Below are 22,459 nucleotides of genomic sequence, written 5' to 3'. Positions count from 1 at the left end.
GCGAAACTCTCTTATCTTCCCGCCGTCACCACGATATCAAACTGCTTGGGCGTGTAGCTGATTTCAAGACCAGTGAGCGGTCCCGGCCCTTCCATGCGGACCTTGGGCGAAACCCGGCGGTAACGGCCCGGCGGATACGGGGAGAAATCAACCTCGGCCTGCAAACTGGCGGCTCCCAACCCCCTGACCAGTGAAGCTGGCCCGGAAATAGTGACACTGACCACATCCGGTGTGACCTGCACGTTATGGCCGTCCCGGTGACTGATCCGGACAGGGAGCAGCAGTTTCTTCTCGATGGTCTCCTCAGTCACCTCGGCCCGGACATTTACCCTCCGGGGAGAGAGATACTGGAAGGCTTCAGGAGAAGCGACGATGCCTGCTTCCCGGTCGGGTGACCGGATAAGTGCGTTGATCTCGACCGGTTCGGTCTGGACCTCCTTCAGCTTTTTTCCGATCCGTGCCGGGCCCTTGAACAGCACCTGCGAGGGCCTTATCTCGACCACCTTGACACGAAAACCGTCGGGGACCGGACCGGCAAGCTGTTCACGCACCGGAACCAGTGCTTCCAGAAGCGCCTCCAGTTTGACGCTCACCACCGGAGGCGCAACCCCGACCACGGCGACACCTACCGGGAGGCCCTTCACGTTTGTGCCGTCCAGTTCCAGGTTGGCATCGCCCTCAGCCCGTCCGGAAAGATCCAGTTCGATCGCCAGATCATCCTGACGGAGGCGGGAGAGTCCCCCCCGCGAACCGCGTAGCGTCACCATCGCCGTCTCGCGCAGCTTTTCGGTAACAATCAGGCCGGATGGTATGCTGCTAACCTCAAGCGGCACCTGGATATTCAACTGGTTATCACCGCCCAGCCGGATCGACGACCACGCCACCACGGCCAGCACGAATGCAACGACCAGGTTGGCCGTGTCCCGGCGGCTCATGCAGTCCTCCGGAGCAGTTCAGTCAGGTGGTTGAGCAGCGTCGCACCGTCAAGATCCGGCGTAATCCGGCCTTCAAAGGCAAGCGAAATGCGCCCCTCTTCTTCGGACACCACCACGGCAAGCGCGTCTGTCTCGGAAGTAATACCCATCGCGGCGCGATGGCGAGTGCCCAGATGGCGGCTCACCGTCGGGTCCACATGAAGGGGGAGAAAGCAGCCCGCCGCCTTGATCCGGTCGGACTGCACGATCACGGCACCATCGTGCAGTGGCGAATAGGGCAGGAAAATGCTGTACAAAAGATCCTCATCGACCACGGCGTCGATGACCGTGCCGACTTCCACGTAGTCGTTCAGGCCTATCTCGCGTTCAATGACAATCAGCGCGCCGATCTTCGCCTCCGCAAGACTCGCGGCGGCCTTGGAGATGTTTTCAAGAGCCCGTGCCTGTTCGACCGCCAGCACCCGGCTGAAGAACCCGCGTGTCTTTCCGAACCTGGCAAAGGCGCGGCGGATGTCGTCCTGGAACAGGATGACCACGACCAGGAAAAGGTTGGAGAAGAGCGCACCGATCAGCCAGTGTGTCGCTGCAAGATCAATGACCCGGGTGAGATAATAGAAACCGCCGAGCACGGCGAGCCCGGTGAGAATCTGTGCGGCACGTGTTCCCTGGATGAACGTGAGGATCGCGTAAAACAGCACCGTCAGTACGGCGATGTCCAGCGCGTCCTGCCAGCGAAGCGTGCGGGCGATGGACACAAGAACGTCGGTCATCGTTACGGGTTCCACGTACGGCAGATGCCGCGCTCAACGAAAAGCCCGGACTCCATCCGCCGTCACACTGATACTGTAAACCCGGATACGGGTAAAACTCAACGAATCTCAAGGGTTTTCAACGGCTTGGAGCACATTCAGCACCGCCCGGGTCGCAGCGACATCATGCACGCGTAGCACCGATACCCCCTGCCCCATGACAGGTCCGATGAGGGCCAGTGTCGCGGCGAGCCGTGCATCGGGCAGGTCACCTGCCAATTCCCGCAGGAAGCTTTTCCGCGACCAGCCGCAAAGGATGGGCAGGCCGAGCTTCGACAGCGGCGAGAGGTTCAATAAGAGCTTCCATGAGTCTGGTGCTTTCTTCGCGAACCCGATACCGGGATCGACGAGGATCCGGTCCCGGCGGATACCGTCCTTAACGGCGTAACGGACTCTTTTCGCCAGTTCCGAGGCCACCTCCCGGCTTACGTTCCGGTACCGGGCCAGTTTGTACATCTCCTGACTCGTGCCCCGGCGGTGCATCAGGACTACCGGACACCCGGCGGCAGCGCAGATGGCCGCCATTCCCGTGTCGCCTTCCAGGGCGCTCACGTCGTTCACGATATCCGCACCGGCCTCCAGCGCTCTACGGGCGACTTCGGCCTTCATGGTGTCTATGGAAACGGCTGTGCGGGAGTCCTTCTGCCGGATCTTCTCGATCACCGGAATCACGCGGCGGAGTTCCTCCCTCGTCGTGACCGGCCGCGAACCCGGCCGGGTCGACTCCCCGCCGATATCCAGAATGGCCGCACCTTCAGCCGCAAGCCGAAGCGCGTGGGCTGCCGCCTTTGCCGGTGATATGTGGCACCCACCATCATGAAACGAATCGGGTGTCACATTCACGATCCCCATGATGAGCGGACCCTTCGAGGCGTCCAGCAGACAGCCCCGGATACGGGTGCGCCACAGTGGAGGAGTCACGTTGCGACTGGGTCAGGAACAGCGATTCCGGGAACCGCAGGGGCTTCCGGTTCGGCTGGTGCGGCAGTGCCGGCCTTTTGCTCCGGCTTCGACCCGGCCCGGACCATCGGAGGCAGTTCCTCGCCGGCGGCGATTGCCTTGACCTCTTTCATGTCAAGGGTTTCGCGTTCGATCAGATAGTTCGCCATGCGGTGCAGGACGTCGATATTTTCCTCGAGGATGGTCTTGGCACGGTCATAGGCCCGCTGGATGATGCCACGCACCTCATTGTCGATCTCGATTGCGGTCGCCTCGGAGTAGTTCTGGCGCCTCTGCATCTCCAGTCCCATGAAGGGCGGATCGTCGGAGTGCCCGTAGGTGACCGGCCCCAGCCGGTCGGACATGCCCCACTCGCAGACCATCTTGCGGGCTAGCGCTGTGGCCCTTTCCAGATCATTGCTGGCCCCGGTCGTGATGTTCTTGAGCACGATCTGCTCGGCCAGGCGGCCGCCCATCAGGATGGCCAGATCGCCTTCCAGATGTTCCTTGTTGTAGTTGAGACGGTCTTCCTCGGGAAGCTGCATCGTCAGCCCCAGCGCCATTCCGCGGGGAATGATGGTCACCTTGTGAACAGGATCAGAGCCTTCGATCCGGAGGGCGACCAGGGCATGTCCGGCCTCGTGATAGGCGGTGACACGCTTGTCCTTTTCACTAATAAGCGCGCTCTTGCGCTCGCGGCCCATCAGGACCTTGTCCTTGGCCTCCTCGAGGTCTTCCATATACACGGCATCCTTGTTGCGCCGTGCAGCCAGCAGGGCCGCCTCGTTCACGAGATTCTCGAGGTCCGCCCCGACATAGCCAGGCGTTCCGCGGGCGATCACCGAGAGATCGACGTCCTTGCCAATCGGAACTTTCTTCGTGTGGACCCGGAGTATCTCCTCGCGGCCCTTCACGTCCGGCCGCGAAACCACCACACGTCGGTCGAACCGTCCGGCCCTGAGCAACGCCGGGTCCAGAACGTCCGGCCGGTTGGTGGCGGCGATGATGATGACCCCCTCGTTCGACTCGAAGCCGTCCATTTCGACCAGCAGCATGTTCAGCGTCTGCTCGCGCTCGTCATTGCCTCCGCCAAAGCCAGCACCGCGATACCGGCCCACCGCATCGATTTCATCAATGAAGATGATGCACGGGGCGTTCTTCTTTCCCTGGGCGAAGAGGTCGCGTACCCGGGAAGCGCCGACGCCAACGAACATCTCCACAAAGTCGGAACCCGAGATGGAGAAAAACGGCACACCGGCCTCGCCTGCCACCGCCTTGGCGAGCAGCGTCTTGCCGGTGCCGGGGGGCCCCATGAGCAGGACGCCCTTGGGAATACGGCCAGACAGCTTGGTGAACTTCTTGGGATCCTTGAGGAACGCTATGATTTCCTCAAGCTCTTCCTTGGCTTCATCGCAGCCCGCCACGTCGGAGAAGGTGAGCCGGTTCTGGTTGTCCGAGAGCATCCGGGCCTTGGACTTGCCGAAACTCATCGCCTTGCCGCCACTGGCTGACATCTGGCGCATGAAAAATATCATGATGGCGATCAGCAGGAGCAGCGGAAGCCCTTGTATCAGTATCTGCAGGAGCGGCGACTGGCCATCCTCCACATACCGCGTGTTGACGCCATGCTGGGCGAGCAGTTCCGACACACGAAAGTCCGACGTAGGCCCGTAGGTGTCAAATGCCTTGCCGTCCTTCATCCGGCCCGTGATCACCGGGCCTTTGATCTCGACCGAATCGATATTGCCGGTCTGCACCTCGGTCATGAACTGGCTGTACGGGATCGTATCTGACTGCTGGCGCCCCCTCTGAAAATACACGATGACAAACAGCATGAGGACGCCGATTAGCACCCACAGCATGAGATTTTTCAGAAACTGGTTCAAAACCGACCTCCGCCCGCGGCAAGCGGACCTGAACGGAACAAAGTAACACCTGTCCGGCACAGGGACAATCCATGCACTTATGTATCGCACCGCTTAGGGAAATCTTCTAAACTGGCTTTAAGGTGACGTGTGGCTATGGGGCTTCCCTGCCAGCAGTCTGATTTTTCAGTTGCCACGGCCCCCGGTGCGTGGGCCCGGCCGATGCGCTTGCGCCTTTTTCGCAACAATCAGGCCCTTATCGCACCCCGGGTAGCCGACCCGTCCGGGCAGATCGATTCCTACGCGCGCCGTTACCGGCGGTCGCTGCACGGAATCGAACCATTGCCCGCTTCGCTTGGCGAATTCCTGGCCAGTGCCGCCGCCCACCCAGTGACGGTAATTGGAGATTTTCATACCCTGCCCCGGACAACGGCCAGTGCCGCCGCGATCGCTGAGGCTCTCTGGCGACGGGGAACGCCGCTTGTGCTTGCACTGGAAATCTTTTCCCCCCGTCACGATGCAGATATCAGAGCCTATCTCGACGGCCGGAAAGACCTGCCGGCTCTCCGTGCGGCGAGCCGGTTCGACCGTACCTGGGGCGAAGCGCTGTGGGATCACTACGCTCAACTGCTCAGATGGGCGCGTGAGCGGCGGGTTCCTGTATGCGGCATTGACCAGCCCGGCGGATCGCTCCCCGGCCGTGACGAGGCCGCCGCCATCGCCATCGGCGGCCAGCTCCGGCGTCAGCCCGGACGGAAGGTGTTTGTCCTCATGGGCGAACACCACACGGCCCCGGGGCATTTGCCGCGGAACCTGCGCAAGTGGACCGGTCGGGAGCCCCTGGTCCTGCACCAGTCGCCAGAACCACTGCTCTGGCGGCTGGACCGCGCCGGCGAGGCGGGCGAGTGGTACAAGCTGGGTAACAGCCGTTTCGTGCGTCCGGCTGCACATCCGCTGGTCCCGCAATCGACCTTTGCTTATCACATACTCGGCGCTGAACACTCCGACCGGTGCGAGAACTGGGAACGGGCGTTCCGCTATGCCGCCAAGCGTGTGGGCGAGATGGCCCATATTGATGTGCGCCCGATGCTGGATGACATCCATATACAACCGGACACCGGCAAGGCATTCAGGATTCATCCATATGGAAACGAAAGCCAGGCGGTCGAATGCAGCGAAACCGCCGAACTGGATGATCTGGCCGCACTCGCCGCCCGGGTCATCGTACGGTTTTCCGGTGGCCGGAAGCTCCGGCCTGTAAAACCCGCGGGCGATCCGGCTCTCCTTGTCCGCGAGGACGCGGCAGCCTGCCTGGCAGGGTTGTGGATCAATCCGTGGCGGTTTGGCCTGGCTACTGCCGATGCCCCAAACCGGGCCCGTATCCTTGCGCTCTCGATTGACCGGGCAATGGCTTTCGGCACATCCCGCCAGATACTTCTCAGGAATCTCTTTCTTGGTTCAGGCTACGCCCGTGAAACCGAAACGGCCCTGCTCCGCCGTCTCGAAGAAACAGCGACTGCCTGAGAAGCCCTTCCTCGGTCATTCCGCTGAATCAGGCTTCGGCGCGGTTGCTGAATTCGGCCAACGCCCCCGCCGCAACCCGGTCCCGTCCTTCACGCTTTGCCTGGTAGAGCAGCGTGTCGGCAACTTCGACCAGCATGTTCACGTCCACCGGTTCATCGTGACGGCCCACCACGCCGATACTGAGTGAAGTCGAGTAGTGGACCCCATTCCGGCCAAACAGCTGGCGCCGGACCGCTTCGGCGATCCGGTTGGCCAGTGTCCGGGCACCATCGAGGTTCGTATCCGTCATGACGATGGCAAACTCGTCTCCACCGATCCTGCCCACCGTATCAAGCCCCATCCTGAGATTGGCCCGCATAACATCGGCTATCGTTTTCAGCACCTCGTCGCCCGCCTGATGGCCATATGTGTCATTGATCGCCTTGAACTTGTCCGTGTCGCAGATGACGAACGAAAGCGGACGGCCGGTGCGGAGTGACCTCGCGACCTCGTTCTGGAGCGTATTGAAGAAATGCCGCCGGTTGGCGAGGCCGGTGAGCGGATCGGTTTTCGACATGCTCTCGATCTTCGCCTCACGCTCCCGCCACTGGAAAATCGTCGCAGCCATGGCCCCAAGCATCAGCGTCATCAGGGCAAAACCCGAGGTGGCGTTTACTGCCGTGTAGACCGGCGACAGTCGGCCATCTCCGTCGATCGGAACGTACGCCACCAGTGGCGCCGCCGGAATGACCCCGGCAAATATCCCGGCACTGATCACGACATAAATGACTGCAAGCGTCGCAATCCCCCAGAGCGCCTGGTTCTGGTCGAAGAACAGAAGCAGCATCATCCCGCCCCCCAGGACTCCCAGCAGATACAATGTCGTGAAGTAACCGGGCGCGTACAGAAAGATCGCGCTGCTGATGCAGGCGAACTGGCTGGCTGCGTAGGTATAGATCTTGTTGTCCCTGGACCGTCTGCGGATAACGAGACCGGCGATGCCAATGGCAATCCAGCCGCCGATCGTCACTTCATGCATCCGCAGGTAAGCCGGCATGAAATCCTGGTTGTAATAGGGCGCCAGGCCGGGGTTACTGACAAAGTAGAGATGCAGCAGGTAGCTCATCACCATCAACGGAGTGATGACCATCCCCGCCGCCAGGCATTTGTCAACGCCATTCCATTTCGGTGGATGGCCGACAAACCTGAGGAACCGCCTGACGGTATCTCGCAACTGACTGTCCTGCGCCGACACGATATCCCTCCGGTAACCGAACCCAAGCACAGGCGCACTGGAACTGGTCCTGCCAGTTTAACGTGGACACTGCCCGATTGGAACAGCAGCCCGGCTCCCTCTTTCCCCTTGTGTCCGGGCCCGGCGGGCGGTATGGTCATAGCCAGCGTGGGGGCATCTTCTGCCAAGGAGAACCAGCAGTCATGGCTGGCCCGACCTCACGCTTCGCCCGAACACTCCGCCGCCTTATCATTCAACCCGAACGCTCGCCGGTCCGCGAAACTGCCCGTTTCCGGGGCCAGATAGCCGCGTTTACCGCCCAGAAAGGCGGCGTCGGCAAAACAACCACGGCGGTCCAGCTGGCAGCATCACTCTGCCGGTACCATGAAAAGCGGGTGCTGCTTATCGATATGGACCCACAGGGGCATGTGGCATCATCCATGAAACGCCAGGTGGGGGATGGCACGGGCGCATTTTCGGACTTCTTCCTGAACCGGGGGACGACGGCGGATTTACTCAGGCTCCGCCGCCCGACCAGTGTCCAAGGGCTTGACGTGATTCCTGCTGACAGGAAGCTGGGCGACGTGGAAAATGCCATCGCCGGAAAGTTCGGCAAGGAATTTCTCCTGAAAAACGCCGTGCGGGCCATTCCCGACCCGTATGACTACATCCTGATTGATTGCCCGCCACACCTGGGAACCCTGACCGTCAATGCGCTCACCGCCGCACACGGGCTCGTCGTGCCAACGGATCTTTCCATCCTCTCGATGGAGGGAGTGCACGACTTGCTGGATACGGTGGGACATATCTGCGAGCACCTGAATCCGGAACTCGAAATCTGGGGCGTCCTGCTGACCAAGGTAGACAAACGCAACAAGTCGCTGAACGAGACCCTGCGGAAAAATCTCGAATCGGCCTTCGCCGAACTGCTCTTTGATGCGGAAATTTCCACAAATACCGCGATCCAGAAGGCCCAGATGCAGGGGAAAGTCATCTTTGACTACGACGCCGGCTCCACCAGTGCCCACAACTACCGGGCCCTGGCGGCGGAGTTCCTGGCCCGTGCGACGGAGGGGGAGAAGAACTAAATACCCTTGTGACCCCCGTCACGGGGGTTTTCCGTTTCCCCTTGTCATTTCAACAAGTTGGTTCCTATACTGTAGGGGTATTCTGTACCCACGCCTCATTGGTGACTATGAACTGCTTGTTATCACAACGTTTTCTGGTGCTGGGCGCCGTGCTGACGATGGCCGCGATTGCGGGGCTGACGCGTGATGCGCGGGCGGACGTCTACATGTGGCGGGATGCCCGTGGCGTGATCCATTTCAGCGACCGCAAGAAGAACGACAATTACCAGCGCAAGGCCCCTGGCAGGCTGGAAGTGGCTCCTGAGCCCCAAAAGGCGGCCCAGCAGACCGGCACGACTGTCCGCTCGCGGATCGCCAAGAACGATATTGACCACGACCAGCTCAATCGCTGGATCGCCAAATACAGCAACGAGTTCGGGGTTGACCCGGATCTCGTTCGCGCCGTTATCCACGCCGAGAGCGACTACAACCATCTGGCTGTTTCCCGTGCCGGGGCAATGGGCCTGATGCAGCTCATGCCGGGCACGGCGGGCGATGTGGGCGTCAACGACGCTTTTGACCCCGAGCACAATGTCCGGGGCGGCACAAAATACCTGGCCATGATGCTCGACCAGTTCCAAAACAACGTGAAGCTGGCAGTCGCGGCATATAATGCGGGACCGCACAACGTCACCAAATACCGTGGCATTCCTCCTTTTGAGGAAACCCGGACTTATGTAAAGCGCGTGATGATGCTTCATGAGGCATATCGCCAGCAGCGGCTCTGGGCCTCGGTACTCCGGCCTGAAACCGAACAGTCTTCCCTTACCAGTCCCGCATCTTTTGATCCCTGAGGATGGCATTGGAACCGGCCACCGACACCGGCGAAACAAAGGAACGAAGCGAACACACCTCCGTGAGCGGCGGGTTTTACCACTGTCTTTTCAAGGGTCAGGAGCTGCTTGAAAAGGGCGAGGTTCGTGAGGCCCGCGAGGCCTTTGCCGATGCCATTGCCCTCAAGCCTGATCATCCGGAGGCCCTTGCGGGGCTCGCACTGGCGAGTTTCAAGCTGGATGATTTCCAGCCTTCGGCAAACGCCTACTCCCGGCTGATCGAAGTGACACCAGGGCAGGCCACGCTGCATGTGAACCTGGGGATTGTCGAACTCAAGCTCGGCCAGCTTGACAGCGCCGAGGCCAATTTCGAGAGGGCCATCGAACTGGGCGGCGACACGGCCAAGGTCCAGAACTATCTCGGTCTCATCTATTCCAGGCGGGGTGAATATGCCCGTGCGCTGGATGCCTTCCGGCAGTCGGGATCGGCCCGGATGGCCAAGCAGATGGAGGAGATGCTCGAAAAACACCGTCACCCCGGACAAAATGCTTCCGATGTGGAGGTGATGGTCAATAACGAACTGAAGGCCGCCGGGGTAGACAGCACCCCGCCAGTAAAATCCGTACCCGCCTCGGCAGAGACTGCTCCCGAGGCTCCAGATACTGCGGAAGACGCTGACGCCGAGCGCCGCCGGAATATCCTCAAGCTTGGGCAACGCGGTGGTAACGGTTCACCCACGACTGCCACCATGCAATCAGGCACGCCGGTTCCGGCAGCAACCTACTCCCGGGGCGAAAACCCCCGAACGCAAATTCCCGCCACCGGCAACAGTGCCTTTATTCTCACCGGACCTGGCCTGCTCACAGCCCGGCTCGAAACCAGGATTTGCGCCAAGCTGAGCGGACTCGCCATTGTCAGGGGCGGCATTTCTGCTTCCGAGCCGCTTTACAAGAAGTTCAAGGGCCGCAAGACGAACGTCCTGTTCGGCGAGGCTTCACGTCCTGTACACCGCCTGGAAGGCACTGGCGAAGCCGTCTGGAGTTCCGGCCGGGAGCAGTTCCACCGGATTGTGCTGGATGGCGACAAGATTTTTCTTAACGAGCGGGTGCTTTTTGCCTTCACCACCTCGCTTGGATGGGAAAATGGCCGAATCACGACAGGCGATCTGGAGGGTGTCCACCTGGTCAACTTCACTGGCCGGGGCGAAATCGTGCTCCGGATCGAAGGTCCCATGACCGTTGTGGATATTGTGGGCGAGCAGTCCCTGGAAGTCCGGGCCGACCGGCTTCTTGGCTGGAAAGGCCGGATTGCCCCGCGCATGCAGGTGGTGGGAGAGGACGGAATCTTCCCCTCCGGGACGCAACTGCTCCAGATGCAGGGTGAGGGCAGTCTTTTTGTTGGCTCAGCCTGATCCGGACGTCTAGGCTCCTCCACCGGAGCGGAGATGGCGTCCAAAAACCTGAACCTTCCCAATACCCTGACCGTCCTGCGGCTTGCACTGGTTCCAGTCGTCGTCGCACTCCTTAATCCGCTGTCGCTCGCGCCACCTACGACGGGAGAAGCCCTTGCAGCAACCGTCCTGTTCATGGCTGCCTTCGCGACCGACTGGCTCGATGGTTATATCGCCCGCAAATACAATCTGATTACACCGCTGGGGGAATTTCTGGACCCACTGGCGGATAAAATCATCATTCTCTGTCCACTGGTTGCACTCATCCCCCACGGGTGGGCCCCAGCCTGGGTTGTGTCGCTGCTCATGTTCCGGGAAATTGCCGTGACAGGCTTGCGGGCTATCGCTGCCGAGCGAGGCATGCGGATCAACTCAACCACGAGTGGGCGGTCAAAAACCGTTTACCAGTTTGCCGCCGTCAGTTTCCTGCTGCTGCACTACAGGCTTAGCGAACTGTGGGGTGATGAGTCCCCCCTGCCCGTTCCAGACGTGAATTTCCACGCCATCGGCCTGGTATTCCTGTATATCGCCACGGTGTTCACATTCTACAGCGGTGTCCGGTATTTTGTTGCCTTCATCCAGGCTGACCGGCAAGCGAAGTGATTTTCTAAAGCCGGGCCATCATCATCGGCTCGAATGGAGTCAATGGCTGGCCAGTGCGAACCCGGTTCGCCCAGTCGGCATTGGCGAGCATCGGCTTCCCGAGTGCAGCCAGTTCCGCCAGGCCCGACCGGACCAGTTCACGGGCGCGCGCGGGGTCTTCACCGAGCTTGCCCACGCCAACAAGCGGCTTCTTCGTCATCTCCCGCACATGGGCAAGCAACGGCTTGCCCGTATCATGAAAAGGCTTGAACGCGTCGTAGGTCGAGACGTGAAACACGTCCACACCGGCCTTTTCCAGCGCAGGAACAAGGGCCCGGAATATATCGAGCGTTTCGGGATGGGAATACTTGAGATCATCCACGCGGAATTCACTGAAGCGGTAAAGGACCGGATAGTCCGGCCCTACGGCCGCGCGGACCCGGCGGACGAGTTCCACAGGAAACCTGATCCGGTTTTCGATCATGCCACCCCAACGGTCGGTGCGTGTGTTGGAATCGGAATAATAGAACTGGTGGATGAGATATCCGTGGGCGCCATGAATCTCCACGCAGTCCATCCCGGAAGCCTTGGCCTTCCGGGATGAATCGGTGAACCCTTGCAATGATTCCTCGATCTGCGCCTCGGTCATGGCCTCGGGCATTTCCATCGGCCCTCCAGCCGACGCATGCATCCCTTTGGCGGGAACCGCCGATGGCGCGAGTGGAGTCCGGCCGATGATCTTTGAGTGCGAGCAGCGCCCGGTGTGGAATAGCTGCATGCCCACAAGACCGCCAGCACTGTGGACTGCGTCGGCGACCTTCTTCCAGCCGGCTTCCTGTGCGCCATTCACAATGCCTGGCTCGCCAAAATAGCCTTTCGACGCCGTAGTGTCGGTATAGACACCTTCGGTGATAATGAGCCCCGCCCCGCCTTCGGCAAAGCGCCGGTAGTACGCAATCACGGCGTCCGTGGGAATGCCTTCGGTCCCGCACTGCATCCGGGTCATCGGCGCCACAACGACACGGTTGGGGAGCTTGAGATGTTTCAGTTCAAAGCTATCGAAAATGTCTGCCATGGCGGCAGGTTTAGCCGGGATCAGCTGTGAGGGAAAGGGAGGCCGCTACAGGCCGACGGCTTCTTTCGGGTGGTCTTACTTGCTGCCCTTGCCTGCGGGAGTTCCGTCCGTGCCATCCGCCTCGGCCGGAAGCGGCGGTTCATTGGGACGAGTGGACAGGGTAAAGCGGGTCACCGGTACACTAACACCGTCGGCCGGGGACAGTTCGACCAAGAGAGGCTTATCCACCACATCGAGAAGCGACTGGACATCCGCGGGGCTCCAATCCTTCGTCCTGTAGAGCACCGAAGAGATAGCGAACCGGCCGCCCTGCATTTCATCCAATGAATCTACCTTGAACCCGATCTCGTGCACTCCGGGATAGCTTTCCGGCGGGTTTGCGGCGCGGTCGTCATCATTGATCTGCGGCGCGTATTTCGTCGGGACATTGAAACCCGGAACAACACGGGAGAACCATCCGAGATTCCGGCCCGGACCGACACCGTAGAGTGCGCTCCAGACGTAGGGAACCCGGCCTAGGACTTCCGGGGTGGGCTCGGTTTTGGGCGTGCCGTCGAAGGTAACTCCCTCCGTATAGGCGCCCGTATAGAACTGAGCTCCTTTCACCGCATCATTGTAATCCACATAAACACCAAATCCCCCGCTGGGGGCAACCCGGCGCAGGTCGAACGGAAGGCGTCCGGTAATCGCCACCTCGAAATGATGAGGGTAGAACACCAGTTCGGTATCAAACCGGACCGTCGGAACGACCGTGATCGTATAGCTATTTTTGGTCCTCCGGATAACACGCACCGGACCATCCACAGCAGCATGGTACCTGCTCGTCCAGTCACATTCATTGGTCTTGATGCTGATAAGCCCGAACAGCTTCACCCATCCGCGGACTTTCAGCCGGTCCATGATATTCACTTCCGGGATCGCGCCGTCCCTCACTGCGAGATAGTCGAACGTAAGCTGGCAGTCCCGGGCCAGACGGAAACCGTATCCCTCGGCAGTGACGCGAAGGCCCTCGTCCGGGTCATCCAGCTTCACACGCTTTATGTCCGAGAGCGGGAGCATATCGGAATGCGGGAACAGATAGGCCCACATCCGTGACCCGTTTCGCTGGTCGATCAAGGTCGCCTCAATGACACCGGCTCCCAGATTCTCGCGGGCCCCGGCCGAAAGGCGCGACCCCGCATCACGGGCCAGGAACACGATTTCATCGTTTTCGTCGAATATCCCTGGTGTCTCGTCACGAAAATCAGCGCCGGGTCCCAGCGAGTAGACAAAGGCACCATTACGTTCGTTACGCTCATCCACCTGAAACGGAATCGGTTTCAGCGAGACGCCATCGCCTGCCGCCACGCCTACCCGAAAACTGCGGATGCTTTTCCCCATGAAACCCGGCAGGGTTTTTCCGTTCAGGATAACCGGCTCGTAAAACCGGGTGAACGGCGGCACGGTCTCAGCCGGTACCGGTTCCGGTTTGCCGCCGGTTTCCGCCGGAGCAGGCGTCACCGCCGTGTTCTTTTTCCGTGCGGGCTGGGCCCCGGCGTCACCGGATGCAGTCAGAAGGACCGCCAGCGTCATGACGACCGGCAGGATGATAAGTATGGAATGAGCCAACCCCGGATTTCGTGGGCGGTTCCGGACAATTCGCTGCACTTGGAAGGTTTCCCTTTCCCCGGCAGATTGGCCTTCTGCCTTAAGTCCAGAGCGGACTGGTCGGGGTGAGAGGATTCGAACCTCCGACCCTCTGCTCCCAAAGCAGATGCGCTACCAACTGCGCTACACCCCGGTTCGGCTGCCGATTACCACAAGGCCCCTTTAAGGGCTAGGGAATGGCCATAAGGCTATAGTATCAATTGGATTCATCCGGCAAAGATTTCGTCCAGCAGCCCGGTTTCCAGTCGCCTGACCAGTTCCCGCACCGCCCGTCCCCGATGGCTTACTGACGCCTTTTCCTCCGGCGTGATTTGGGCGAATGTGCGCCCGGGTAGTTCATCGCTGATGAATACGGGGTCGTAGCCAAATCCGCCCTCTCCCACCGGCCCCGGTGCGATTTTGCCCCGGCACTCGCCACGGAAGTGCCACTGCTGTCCACTGGGCAAGGCTAGACATAAAACGCACACAAATCCGGCTTTTCGTTCACTTTCAGATACTGAACCTAGCTCAGAAAGTAGCTTGCGGACATTGCTCGCATCGTTCGCTTCTGGACCGGCATACCGTGCACTCTGCACGCCGGGTGCGCCGCCCAGAAAATCCACCGTCAGTCCGGAATCATCGGCAAGCGCCGGAAGTTTATAGAAGTCGGCGTACGCGACCGCCTTGAGCCGGGCATTGCCTTCAAACGACTGCTCGGTCTCCTCAACCGGAGGCAGTGGCGACATACCTTCATCAGCGAATGATACGACCGAAAGGCCAAGCGGCGCGAGAAGGTCCCTCAGCTCCCGGATCTTGCCGGGGTTTGTGGTCGCAACGAGCAGTTTTCGCGGCATCGGCGGAGCCTTCAACATCAACCCTCGATGGCTTTCCTCTGAAGACTGACGAGTTCGGCGCAACCCTTGAGACCAAGATCCAGCAGCTTGTCGAGTTCCTCGCGGCTGAACACCCCGCGCTCGGCCGTACCCTGGACCTCGACCAGCTTGCCTGCCCCTGTGGCGATCACATTCATGTCCACTTCGGCCGTAGAATCCTCCGTGTAGCAGAGATCCAGAATCGCCGTTCCAACCAGCATCCCGACACTGACGGCAGACACATGGCCGGTCAGGATTTCAGACACAGGTGGCATCCCCGGGTTCCGTTCATGCAGGTGCACGATGGCATCGTGAAGTGCCACCCAGGCGCCAGTTATCGATGCACAACGCGTTCCGCCATCTGCCTGGATCACGTCGCAATCAATCCGGATCGACCGCTCGCCGAGCTTGCCAAAATCGGTTACCGCCCTGAGCGCCCGGCCGATGAGCCGCTGGATCTCCATGGTCCGGCCGGACTGCTTGCCCTTGGCCGCCTCCCGGTCGGTGCGCGTATGGGTGGAGCCCGGCAGCATCCCGTATTCGGCCGTGACCCAGCCTTCGCCCTTCCCCAGCAGGAACCGTGGCACGGAGCTTTCGACCGTGGCCGTGCAGATCACGCGGGTGAGACCCATCTCGATCAGGCAGCTTCCGGGCGCATGAACGATGAAGTTCCTCTGTATCTTCGCCGGACGGAGATCGGCTGGAGCCCTGCCGTCACTTCGAGTAGTCATCAGGAGGTCACTTTCTGCGGCAAGAGTCGCCGGCTATTTGCCGTGGAATTTCGGAATACGCTTGTCTTTCACTGCGGATATCCCCTCGCGGAAATCCTCCGTGGCGAAGGTCACCGCCTGCTGGATCGCCTCGAAATCGAGCTGTTCGTCCAGCGAGTTCCCCTCCGAATGCTGAAGCGCTTTCTTCGTCAGCCTGACCGCCACTGGCGCCTGATGGGCGATTTCTTCTGCCAGCTTGACCGCTTCGAGCAGAATATGGTCCTTCGGGACCACCCGGTGAACAAGGCCGATCCGGAGTGCTTCTTCGGCGGTAAGGGTGCGGCCGGTCAGCAGCAGGTCGGCGGCTGCCTGCGGACCGACAAGCCGCGGGAGCAGCCATGTCGCTCCCATACCCGGATGAAGCCCCAGCTTCACGAAGTTGAGGGCCAGCTTCGCGTCATCCGACGCAAGACGGATATCACAAGCGAGTCCGATACACAGCCCCGCACCAATGGCCGCCCCGTTAAAAGCAGCAATCACCGGAACCGGTATCTCGCGGATCGTGAGGTACCGCCTGTAGAACTCTTTCATATAGGTGCGGTTTTCGAGGATGGGCTGGTTTCCGTTCTCCTCAATCATCTTGAGGTCGCCACCGGCTGAAAAGGCCTTGCCGACACCTGTCAGCACTACCGCACGGACGTCAGGATCGCTTTTAACGTCAGATATCTTATGGATCAGGGCATCGCCCAGTTCGGCGGTCATGGCATTCAGCGCATTGGGGCGGTTCAGCGCCAGCGTCACTACCCCGGATGGGGACCGCTCCACCTGTATCAGCGGTGTGGACATACTCCTGGAATCTCCCCGGCCGGATTACGTCAAATGCCCCGGCTGCCGGAGACCTAACCATATTCCGCCAGCAAAGTGCAATTGCGCCGTTGGGATAACCCTCGCGCCCGTGCTATCGCACCCGGTCAGGATGCCAAACCGGAAACCGGTCAGACCCATTCAGCACGGCTCTGTGGCCGATCACATCGCCCATTTTATCGGAACGATGGGTTATGTGGGGCATCTCCCGGGCGCTCCTGGTACATGGGGAACGTTGGCTACCGCCCCATTATGGTATTTCGGATTCGGCCTGATGCCCCCGCTGCTCTATGCCGTAACGCTGGCGGGGTTCTATTTCGCCGGAGTCTGGGCAATCAGTGTATGTGATCCGCTATTCCAGACACACGATTCCACTGACATCGTGATTGATGAGCTCGTGGGATTTCTGACGGGCATGATGCTGGTGCCGGTAACCCCATATACATTGATAACCGGTATCGTCCTGTTCCGGATCTTCGATATCGCCAAGCCCTGGCCATGCCGGATCTTCGACCGCAAGCACGAGGGCGCCCACCCCGTCGTTCTGGATGACTTCATGGCTGGCATCTGGACTTTGGTGTGCATGCATATCCTTGGCTATCTTTCCCGCAGCGGGCACCTGCCAGCCTGGTTCTGGGGCTAAGACCCGGCTCCATTCCCTGATCCGCCTGTGGAGGCATCCATGAGTCTCACCTGTGAAATCCTGTCCACTGGCGACGAAGTGCTCACCGGCCAGATTACCGACACCAACGCCACCTGGCTCGCCGATCAGCTGGGGACGCTCGGTTTCGTCGTTACCCGGCATACTACCGTCGGCGACGACCGGGAACGGCTTGAAGCCGCCTTCCGCGAACTTGGAGGACGGGCTGATATCGTCGCCTGCACCGGCGGGCTTGGCCCCACAGTGGATGACCTGACAACCGAAATCGCCGCGAAGGTAGCCGGTTGCGGCCTGAAGCTGGATGAACCGGCCCTGCAGCGGATGCAGATGCTCTGGCAGGCCCGTGGCCGCCCGATGCCGGAGAACAATCGCAAGCAAGCCCTGCTTCCCGAACTGTCTGAGGTGCTGCCGAACCCGGTCGGGACCGCGCCGGGGTTTACGATGAAGCTAGGACGGGCGGTTTTCTTCTTCATGCCAGGCGTCCCTTCCGAGATGAAGAAGATGTTTTCCGAACAGGTCGCCCCGCGAATCGAGAAACTCCGGCCGGAGCCCAGCATATTCCAGGTCCGGGTTCTCCGAACCCATGGGCTTCCCGAGTCGAAAGTGGACGAACTGCTTTCAAGACTGGAAGCACAGTTCCCCGGCGTAAAGCTCGGCTTTCGCGCCCACTTCCCCGAAATCCAGGTAAAGCTCACTGTCCAGGGGAAAGATGCCGAAGCCGCCCGGCAGCTTCTCAAGTCCGCATCCAGGGAAGTGTTCAAGCGGCTTGGTCCCAGTATTTTCTCTGACGGGCCTTCAATGGAAGAAACCGTTGGAGAACTGCTGAAAATGGAGAAGGGGACCATATCACTTGCTGAAAGCTGTACAGGCGGCATGATCGGCGAGATGCTGACATCGGTTCCGGGATCTTCGTCCTACTTCGACCGGAGCTTTGTCACCTACACCAATACAGCAAAGCGGGATGTGCTTGGCGTCAGCGAGGCAATACTCGCCGAGCATGGGGCCGTGAGCGAAACCTGCGCACGGGCAATGGCCGAAGGTGCGCGGAAACTTTCTGGCTCAAGATTTGCGCTTTCGGCTACCGGAATTGCGGGGCCCACGGGCGGATCGCCTCAGAAGCCGGTAGGAACGGTGTTCGTTGCGCTAGCGACACCGGCCTCCACATTTGCGAGGAAAATCTACTTTCCCGGCAGCCGTCATCAGGTCCGGCAGATCACCGCCATGACCGCCCTCGACATGCTCCGCCGCCACCTGACAGGGCTGCCTGTCGACGGGAACCGTACCGATGCCCTGCCGTTGGAGGAACGGGGATAGAACTACTCCCGGAGCTTCTCCGTGTTCTGCATCCCCTTGAGGTTCAGGAAGGCCTGGGCCTTCTCCATATCAAGGGCGAAGAACTTCCCCGAAACGGTAGCCAGTTCCTCGCCATCGGGGTTGATAATCCGGCCACTGGCCCGGACAATCTTCTCACCGATATCGTCCACCCAGCCTTCGATACGTACGAGGCTTTCGATAAAAACCGGCTTCCTGAACTTCACGGTCAATTCCACCGTGACACACTTCTTGTCTGACGACTGGGCGGCGGTGATCCCGACCACCTCATCGAGCAGGGTTGCCACGATACCACCGTGAGCGGTCTTCGACATGCCCCGCATGTGAGACTTCAGCGAAGTATCACAGTAAAAATGCATGTCCCGGTTCCACCGGTAAACCTGAAGCTGCATTCCGCACTGATTTTCCGTCCCGCAGGCAAAGCAACCCCTGGTTGTGGGAATATAGTACCGTTCACTTTCTGGGTGTTCCGTGAGGGCCACTACTGGTCCCTCCTTTCGTTACTGCCTCAAGGCTTTCAGAGCCGTGAGACGCAAGCTCGCTCCCACACCATCACTTCCGCAAAGGCCGGGAACCGGCGCTCCATCTCGCGGAATCTCCGGTCATGGTGATGACCATTCGACCGGTTTTCGGCTTTCGCCTCCCGGATCAGCCGTGCATGACACAGTTCGTGGTAGACCAGGAACTCCATGACCACTGACGGGACATCCGCCCTGTCAAGACGCGGGTTGACGCGGATCAGATGTTCGCCCGGATCGTATACGGCAAGCTGGATACGCCTCCTCCCGCGGCTCCCCCTGCCCCAGCAGATCGCCGCCGGAGGAAGTTCCGGAAAATACTGTCCGTGGACCGACGCCAGGATACCGGCAAGATCGAAGTACCGGCCGCGCGCAGCTTCCAGTGACGGTCGTGGCTTGGGTTCCCGCTGACGAATCCTGTGGCGATGGCGTGCCACATGGGCTGCCAGTTCAGGATGCCTGCCTCGCCCGCGGCGGCAGTATGCTACCAGCGAGTCGAACACGGGCGGTTCCACCTCTTCAAACATGCGGTGAAGACGGAGCGTGGTCACACCGTCCCGCCGGCGCATGGCAATCATTGTGGAGGTATTGTCCGTCCAGTTCAGATCAACCGGCGTGCCCAAGGCGTCACCCAGCCGCCCGGCATCAACCCGTACCTGCTGAAAACCAAAGGCCAATTGAGCCATTTAACCGGCTGCTTTTCCCGTCAGACGTTCGGCGTACGCCTTCAAGCCCTCAAGACAGTTAATGGTTACCTCATCGATCATCTCGCGGACAAGGGCCGCCAGAGGGGACAGAAAGCCGTCCCAGGTCTCCTCGCTACGGACCCGCGTCCGGCTACCAAGGTCGTCCAGCAGGATCCGGTGAACCACTTTCAGACCCGGTCCGCCGCCTTTCCAGGCAATACAGGCTGGCTCACTGAACTCGCACAGCCTGGTCGTCACCGGGGCCTGAAGGCTGCCAATCTTCATTTTCTGGATGAACACGGTGCCCATTCCCGCCGGGCCCGGTTTCTTTCGCGTGACCGAGATCATGCCCGGATACCAGACCGGCCAGCCTTCAAGATCCTGCCACAACTTCCACACTGTCTCGACCGGTGCGTCTATCTCGATCTGGTGTTTGACCAGCATATTCATTTCCCCCCGACGTTTATGCCCGTTTCTGGGCATACGAATTCAGATAAAGCACGGTGCGGTAGGCATGGCAAGGGTACAATTTCACGTCATTGTGCCTGGTAGTGGCGGCGATCCGCCGGGAACCGGCTTGCGGAACGGGAGAAACACCATGAAACTGCTACCCCTGCCCGGCTCGGACTCGACCTCGATACGCCCGCCGTGGGCCTCAGTGATCCACCGAACGATGGAAAGGCCTAATCCAGAACCACCTTCACGTCGTGTGCGGGCCTTGTCGGCCCGGTAGAAGCGGTCGAATATCTTCCCGAGATCTGCCGGGGCGATTCCGATACCGGTGTCCTTCACTTCCATGAATACAAAGAAGGCGTTGGCCTGGCCGATTCTGACGGTAATCGCCCCCCCCGGTTCGGTGTAATGGATGGCATTGTCAATCAGATTGCTCACCAGTTGCGAGAGCCGCGTGCGATCTCCCTCAATCAGCACCGGCTCCTCCTCCCGTGGCCACTCCAGCCGTATCTGCTTCTCACCCGCAAGTATTTCCAGCCCTTCCGCAACCTCATGGACCAGTTCGCGCAAATCCACTGTTTCGTAATTAAGCGGAACCTGGCCAGCGTCGGCCTTGGACAACATCAACAGATTCGTGGTGATCTTGGACAGACGGCCAATTTCCTCCAGGGCCGAGGCGAGAATCTCCTGATAATCCTCCGGGCTGCGTTCCTGCGAAAGTCCCAGCTCAATCTGTCCGCGCAGAACCGTGAGCGGCGTCTTGAGCTCATGGGAGGCATCGGCCGTGAACTTGCGTATCTGCTCAAAGGAAGTTTCGAGCGAGTCGAGCATGGTGTTGAAAGTCCGCGCCAACCGCCCCAGTTCATCATCCGCCAGCGGCTCGTTGAGGCGTTCCTTGAGGTTTCGGGCGTTAATCCCCCGCACGGTCCTGACAATACGGCCGAACGGGCGGAGTGCCTGTTCCACGAATATCGTGCCCGCGAATGTCGCCACCAGCAGTGAAATGCCAAACACTATGGCCATTACAGTGATGAGCCGGTCCAGGGTATCTTCCACATAGCCAAGCGAAGCGGCTACCTGCACAACGGCGTTCGTCACCTGGCCGTTCAGGATGATCGGCATGGTGATAACCCGAACCGGCCATTCGTCCAGATCCCTGAAGGTTTCGTACGTCGCAATACCTCGGCGGGCATTCGCCTTTGCAAGATCGGTCAGAGGAACAATCTCGCGCCGGAGCCGGCCGTGCTGGCCGCTGACTGCCGGTGTGTCGAGGATATCGACGTAACGGTCAATCACCTGACGGCCAAATACCCAACCGAACATGGACTGCCGGCCATAAATGGACCGCTCCGCCTGGGAGGCATAGATACGGGCAAGGCCGACAGATGCGGTCTTCAAGGACGCATCGACCTGCCGGAGCAGGCCGCGGTCAAAAAACAGGAACAGGGTAACGGCAAAAGCCGTCAGGAGGGCAATCAGCAGCCCCAGATACCAGACTAGAAGTTTAGCCCTTAGGGATAAGGGCCTTCGTTTCACGCAGCATCTGCTTCCTTCAGGACGTAACCGACGCCGCGAACAGTATGGATGAGCTTCTTCTCGGTGGGTGCTTCCACCTTGTTACGGAGGTGGTTAACATAAACATCCACGATGTTCGTGGACGAGTCGAAATTCATGTCCCACACATGCTCGCTGATGACGGTCCGGGTAAGAATCTTACCACAGTTCCGCATGAAGAACTCAAGCAGTGCGTATTCCTTGGCCGTAAGATCAATCTTCCTGCCGCTGCGGCGGACCTCCCGGGAAACCGGGTCCAGACTCAGCGTATCTACCTTGAGCACCGCCGCCCGTGAATTGCTCGACCGGCGAAGCAGCGCACGGACACGGGCCAGAAGTTCAGTGAAGGCGAACGGCTTGGGCAGATAGTCATCTGCCCCGGTATCCAGACCCTTTACCTTGTCCTCAAGCGTATCGCGTGCCGTGAGCAGCAGTACCGGAACCTGGCGGCCCTTTGCGCGAATCTGCTCCAGCACCTTCAGGCCATCCATCTTGGGCAGCATGATATCGAGAATGATGAGGTCGTACTCCTGCTGCAGCGCAAACCCAAGCCCTTCTTCTCCGTCATGAGCCACATCAACGGCATAACTCTCTTCGGTCAGGCCCTTTTGAATGAAGCTCGAAACCTTTTTCTCGTCCTCAACGACCAGGATTCTCATCGTGCGCATCCCTTGCTGGGGCCGGAAATGGTCCGGCGAAATGGTGTGACTGCTGTTCGAATTGCTAACGGAACCGGCGGAAACGTGCATATTCACCTCTAATGCCTGTTCAACTCCCCGCCCCTTGTGGTTTACCCCAACGTTTTTAATGAATGCTACAAACCGGGCCCTGTGGCAATTAAAACCGTATCCCTTAAGGAGGTTTCACGGGCCGTTCATAATTGGGGCCCT

General features: G+C 60.0%; 22 protein-coding genes and 1 tRNA gene. 7 read left to right on the top strand and 16 right to left on the bottom strand.

Features of this window, described 5'->3' with window-relative positions:
- Window positions 1-11: 11 nt before the first annotated feature.
- The 4 genes from KIT79_05430 to ftsH form a co-directional block, all read right to left on the bottom strand.
- Window positions 12-935 (bottom strand): hypothetical protein, encoded by a 924-nt coding sequence (locus KIT79_05430; GenBank protein MCW5828738.1) that lies wholly within the window; start codon window positions 933-935, stop codon window positions 12-14.
- Window positions 932-1,705: a diadenylate cyclase CdaA gene (cdaA, locus tag KIT79_05425; protein ID MCW5828737.1), complete on the bottom strand. Its 774-nt coding sequence runs from the start codon at window positions 1,703-1,705 to the stop codon at window positions 932-934. The genes KIT79_05430 and cdaA overlap by 4 nt, the downstream gene beginning before the upstream one ends.
- 108 nt (window positions 1,706-1,813) lie before the next feature.
- Window positions 1,814-2,596: a dihydropteroate synthase gene (gene folP, locus KIT79_05420; GenBank protein MCW5828736.1), complete on the bottom strand. Its 783-nt coding sequence runs from the start codon at window positions 2,594-2,596 to the stop codon at window positions 1,814-1,816.
- A 65-nt stretch (window positions 2,597-2,661) separates the two neighbouring features.
- Window positions 2,662-4,545: an ATP-dependent zinc metalloprotease FtsH gene (gene ftsH, locus KIT79_05415; GenBank protein MCW5828735.1), complete on the bottom strand. Its 1,884-nt coding sequence runs from the start codon at window positions 4,543-4,545 to the stop codon at window positions 2,662-2,664.
- A 225-nt stretch (window positions 4,546-4,770) separates the two neighbouring features.
- Between ftsH and KIT79_05410 the strand changes: the two genes are divergently transcribed.
- Window positions 4,771-6,072, top strand: coding sequence for a ChaN family lipoprotein (locus KIT79_05410; GenBank protein ID MCW5828734.1), 1,302 nt, complete (start codon window positions 4,771-4,773; stop codon window positions 6,070-6,072).
- A 28-nt stretch (window positions 6,073-6,100) separates the two neighbouring features.
- Here KIT79_05410 and KIT79_05405 read toward each other — a convergent pair whose 3' ends face one another.
- Window positions 6,101-7,336 (bottom strand): diguanylate cyclase, encoded by a 1,236-nt coding sequence (locus KIT79_05405; GenBank protein MCW5828733.1) that lies wholly within the window; start codon window positions 7,334-7,336, stop codon window positions 6,101-6,103.
- Window positions 7,337-7,488: 152 nt separating this feature from the next.
- Between KIT79_05405 and KIT79_05400 the strand changes: the two genes are divergently transcribed.
- The 4 genes from KIT79_05400 to pgsA all read left to right on the top strand — a co-directional run bounded on the left by KIT79_05400 (window position 7,489) and on the right by pgsA (window position 11,239).
- The gene (locus tag KIT79_05400) at window positions 7,489-8,373 is read left to right on the top strand and encodes a ParA family protein (GenBank protein MCW5828732.1); all 885 of its coding nucleotides are present in this window, start codon (window positions 7,489-7,491) and stop codon (window positions 8,371-8,373) included.
- Between the two features lie 227 nt (window positions 8,374-8,600).
- A complete protein-coding gene (locus KIT79_05395; GenBank protein MCW5828731.1) occupies window positions 8,601-9,206 on the top strand; it encodes a lytic transglycosylase domain-containing protein in 606 nt (201 codons plus the stop codon).
- Between the two features lie 2 nt (window positions 9,207-9,208).
- Window positions 9,209-10,597 carry a tetratricopeptide repeat protein gene (locus KIT79_05390; GenBank protein MCW5828730.1) on the top strand — a complete coding sequence of 463 codons (1,389 nt, stop codon included), beginning with the start codon at window positions 9,209-9,211 and terminating at the stop codon, window positions 10,595-10,597.
- 33 nt (window positions 10,598-10,630) lie between these two features.
- Window positions 10,631-11,239, top strand: a complete 609-nt coding sequence (pgsA, locus tag KIT79_05385; GenBank protein ID MCW5828729.1) for a CDP-diacylglycerol--glycerol-3-phosphate 3-phosphatidyltransferase — start codon at window positions 10,631-10,633, stop codon at window positions 11,237-11,239.
- Between the two features lie 4 nt (window positions 11,240-11,243).
- Here the strand turns inward: pgsA and KIT79_05380 are convergent, their stop codons facing one another.
- From KIT79_05380 to KIT79_05355, 6 genes are all read right to left on the bottom strand, one after another.
- Window positions 11,244-12,293 carry an NADH:flavin oxidoreductase gene (locus KIT79_05380; GenBank protein MCW5828728.1) on the bottom strand — a complete coding sequence of 350 codons (1,050 nt, stop codon included), beginning with the start codon at window positions 12,291-12,293 and terminating at the stop codon, window positions 11,244-11,246.
- Between the two features lie 75 nt (window positions 12,294-12,368).
- Window positions 12,369-13,865, bottom strand: a complete 1,497-nt coding sequence (locus KIT79_05375; protein MCW5828727.1) for a hypothetical protein — start codon at window positions 13,863-13,865, stop codon at window positions 12,369-12,371.
- A 132-nt stretch (window positions 13,866-13,997) separates the two neighbouring features.
- A tRNA-Pro gene (locus tag KIT79_05370) sits at window positions 13,998-14,073 on the bottom strand.
- A 73-nt stretch (window positions 14,074-14,146) separates the two neighbouring features.
- Window positions 14,147-14,773 carry an RdgB/HAM1 family non-canonical purine NTP pyrophosphatase gene (rdgB, locus tag KIT79_05365; GenBank protein MCW5828726.1) on the bottom strand — a complete coding sequence of 209 codons (627 nt, stop codon included), beginning with the start codon at window positions 14,771-14,773 and terminating at the stop codon, window positions 14,147-14,149.
- Window positions 14,774-14,790: 17 nt separating this feature from the next.
- The gene (gene rph / locus KIT79_05360) at window positions 14,791-15,522 is read right to left on the bottom strand and encodes a ribonuclease PH (GenBank protein ID MCW5828725.1); all 732 of its coding nucleotides are present in this window, start codon (window positions 15,520-15,522) and stop codon (window positions 14,791-14,793) included.
- Window positions 15,523-15,555: 33 nt separating this feature from the next.
- Window positions 15,556-16,347, bottom strand: a complete 792-nt coding sequence (locus KIT79_05355; GenBank protein MCW5828724.1) for an enoyl-CoA hydratase — start codon at window positions 16,345-16,347, stop codon at window positions 15,556-15,558.
- A gap of 172 nt (window positions 16,348-16,519) precedes the next feature.
- Between KIT79_05355 and KIT79_05350 the strand changes: the two genes are divergently transcribed.
- The gene (locus KIT79_05350) at window positions 16,520-17,008 is read left to right on the top strand and encodes a phosphatidylglycerophosphatase A (GenBank protein ID MCW5828723.1); all 489 of its coding nucleotides are present in this window, start codon (window positions 16,520-16,522) and stop codon (window positions 17,006-17,008) included.
- A 39-nt stretch (window positions 17,009-17,047) separates the two neighbouring features.
- Window positions 17,048-18,340 (top strand): competence/damage-inducible protein A, encoded by a 1,293-nt coding sequence (locus KIT79_05345; GenBank protein ID MCW5828722.1) that lies wholly within the window; start codon window positions 17,048-17,050, stop codon window positions 18,338-18,340.
- A 2-nt stretch (window positions 18,341-18,342) separates the two neighbouring features.
- Here KIT79_05345 and KIT79_05340 read toward each other — a convergent pair whose 3' ends face one another.
- The 5 genes from KIT79_05340 to KIT79_05320 all read right to left on the bottom strand — a co-directional run bounded on the left by KIT79_05340 (window position 18,343) and on the right by KIT79_05320 (window position 22,228).
- Window positions 18,343-18,750 carry a PaaI family thioesterase gene (locus tag KIT79_05340; GenBank protein ID MCW5828721.1) on the bottom strand — a complete coding sequence of 136 codons (408 nt, stop codon included), beginning with the start codon at window positions 18,748-18,750 and terminating at the stop codon, window positions 18,343-18,345.
- A gap of 125 nt (window positions 18,751-18,875) precedes the next feature.
- On the bottom strand, window positions 18,876-19,553 hold the full coding sequence (locus tag KIT79_05335) for a hypothetical protein (protein ID MCW5828720.1): 678 nt from the start codon (window positions 19,551-19,553) through the stop codon (window positions 18,876-18,878).
- Between the two features lie 9 nt (window positions 19,554-19,562).
- Window positions 19,563-20,006 carry an SRPBCC family protein gene (locus tag KIT79_05330; protein ID MCW5828719.1) on the bottom strand — a complete coding sequence of 148 codons (444 nt, stop codon included), beginning with the start codon at window positions 20,004-20,006 and terminating at the stop codon, window positions 19,563-19,565.
- An 87-nt stretch (window positions 20,007-20,093) separates the two neighbouring features.
- A complete protein-coding gene (locus tag KIT79_05325; GenBank protein MCW5828718.1) occupies window positions 20,094-21,551 on the bottom strand; it encodes a HAMP domain-containing protein in 1,458 nt (485 codons plus the stop codon).
- Window positions 21,548-22,228 (bottom strand): heavy metal response regulator transcription factor, encoded by a 681-nt coding sequence (locus KIT79_05320; GenBank protein ID MCW5828717.1) that lies wholly within the window; start codon window positions 22,226-22,228, stop codon window positions 21,548-21,550. Before KIT79_05320 ends, KIT79_05325 begins: the two co-directional genes overlap by 4 nt.
- Window positions 22,229-22,459 lie beyond the last annotated feature (231 nt).

Source organism: Deltaproteobacteria bacterium, assembly GCA_026129095.1.
Lineage (GTDB): Bacteria > JAGRBM01 > JAGRBM01 > JAGRBM01 > JAHCIT01 > JAHCIT01.
This window is presented reverse-complemented; position numbering and strand designations above follow the sequence as displayed.

Bases quoted from the DNA above. Each gene is read 5' to 3' on its own strand.
- ftsH (MCW5828735.1), bottom strand. From the start codon at position 4,545: ATGCTGTGGGTGCTAATCGGCGTCCTCATGCTGTTTGTCATCGTGTAT.
- KIT79_05320 (MCW5828717.1), bottom strand. From the start codon at position 22,228: ATGAGAATCCTGGTCGTTGAGGACGAGAAAAAGGTTTCGAGCTTCATT.
- KIT79_05345 (MCW5828722.1), top strand. From the start codon at position 17,048: ATGAGTCTCACCTGTGAAATCCTGTCCACTGGCGACGAAGTGCTCACC.
- KIT79_05410 (MCW5828734.1), top strand. From the start codon at position 4,771: ATGCGCTTGCGCCTTTTTCGCAACAATCAGGCCCTTATCGCACCCCGG.
- KIT79_05400 (MCW5828732.1), top strand. From the start codon at position 7,489: ATGGCTGGCCCGACCTCACGCTTCGCCCGAACACTCCGCCGCCTTATC.
- KIT79_05355 (MCW5828724.1), bottom strand. From the start codon at position 16,347: ATGTCCACACCGCTGATACAGGTGGAGCGGTCCCCATCCGGGGTAGTG.
- KIT79_05430 (MCW5828738.1), bottom strand. From the start codon at position 935: ATGAGCCGCCGGGACACGGCCAACCTGGTCGTTGCATTCGTGCTGGCC.
- rph (MCW5828725.1), bottom strand. From the start codon at position 15,522: ATGACTACTCGAAGTGACGGCAGGGCTCCAGCCGATCTCCGTCCGGCG.
- cdaA (MCW5828737.1), bottom strand. From the start codon at position 1,705: ATGACCGACGTTCTTGTGTCCATCGCCCGCACGCTTCGCTGGCAGGAC.
- rdgB (MCW5828726.1), bottom strand. From the start codon at position 14,773: ATGCCGCGAAAACTGCTCGTTGCGACCACAAACCCCGGCAAGATCCGG.
- KIT79_05390 (MCW5828730.1), top strand. From the start codon at position 9,209: ATGGCATTGGAACCGGCCACCGACACCGGCGAAACAAAGGAACGAAGC.
- KIT79_05330 (MCW5828719.1), bottom strand. From the start codon at position 20,006: ATGCTGGTCAAACACCAGATCGAGATAGACGCACCGGTCGAGACAGTG.
- KIT79_05375 (MCW5828727.1), bottom strand. From the start codon at position 13,865: ATGACGCTGGCGGTCCTTCTGACTGCATCCGGTGACGCCGGGGCCCAG.
- KIT79_05380 (MCW5828728.1), bottom strand. From the start codon at position 12,293: ATGGCAGACATTTTCGATAGCTTTGAACTGAAACATCTCAAGCTCCCC.
- KIT79_05340 (MCW5828721.1), bottom strand. From the start codon at position 18,750: ATGCAGCTTCAGGTTTACCGGTGGAACCGGGACATGCATTTTTACTGT.
- pgsA (MCW5828729.1), top strand. From the start codon at position 10,631: ATGGCGTCCAAAAACCTGAACCTTCCCAATACCCTGACCGTCCTGCGG.
- folP (MCW5828736.1), bottom strand. From the start codon at position 2,596: ATGGGGATCGTGAATGTGACACCCGATTCGTTTCATGATGGTGGGTGC.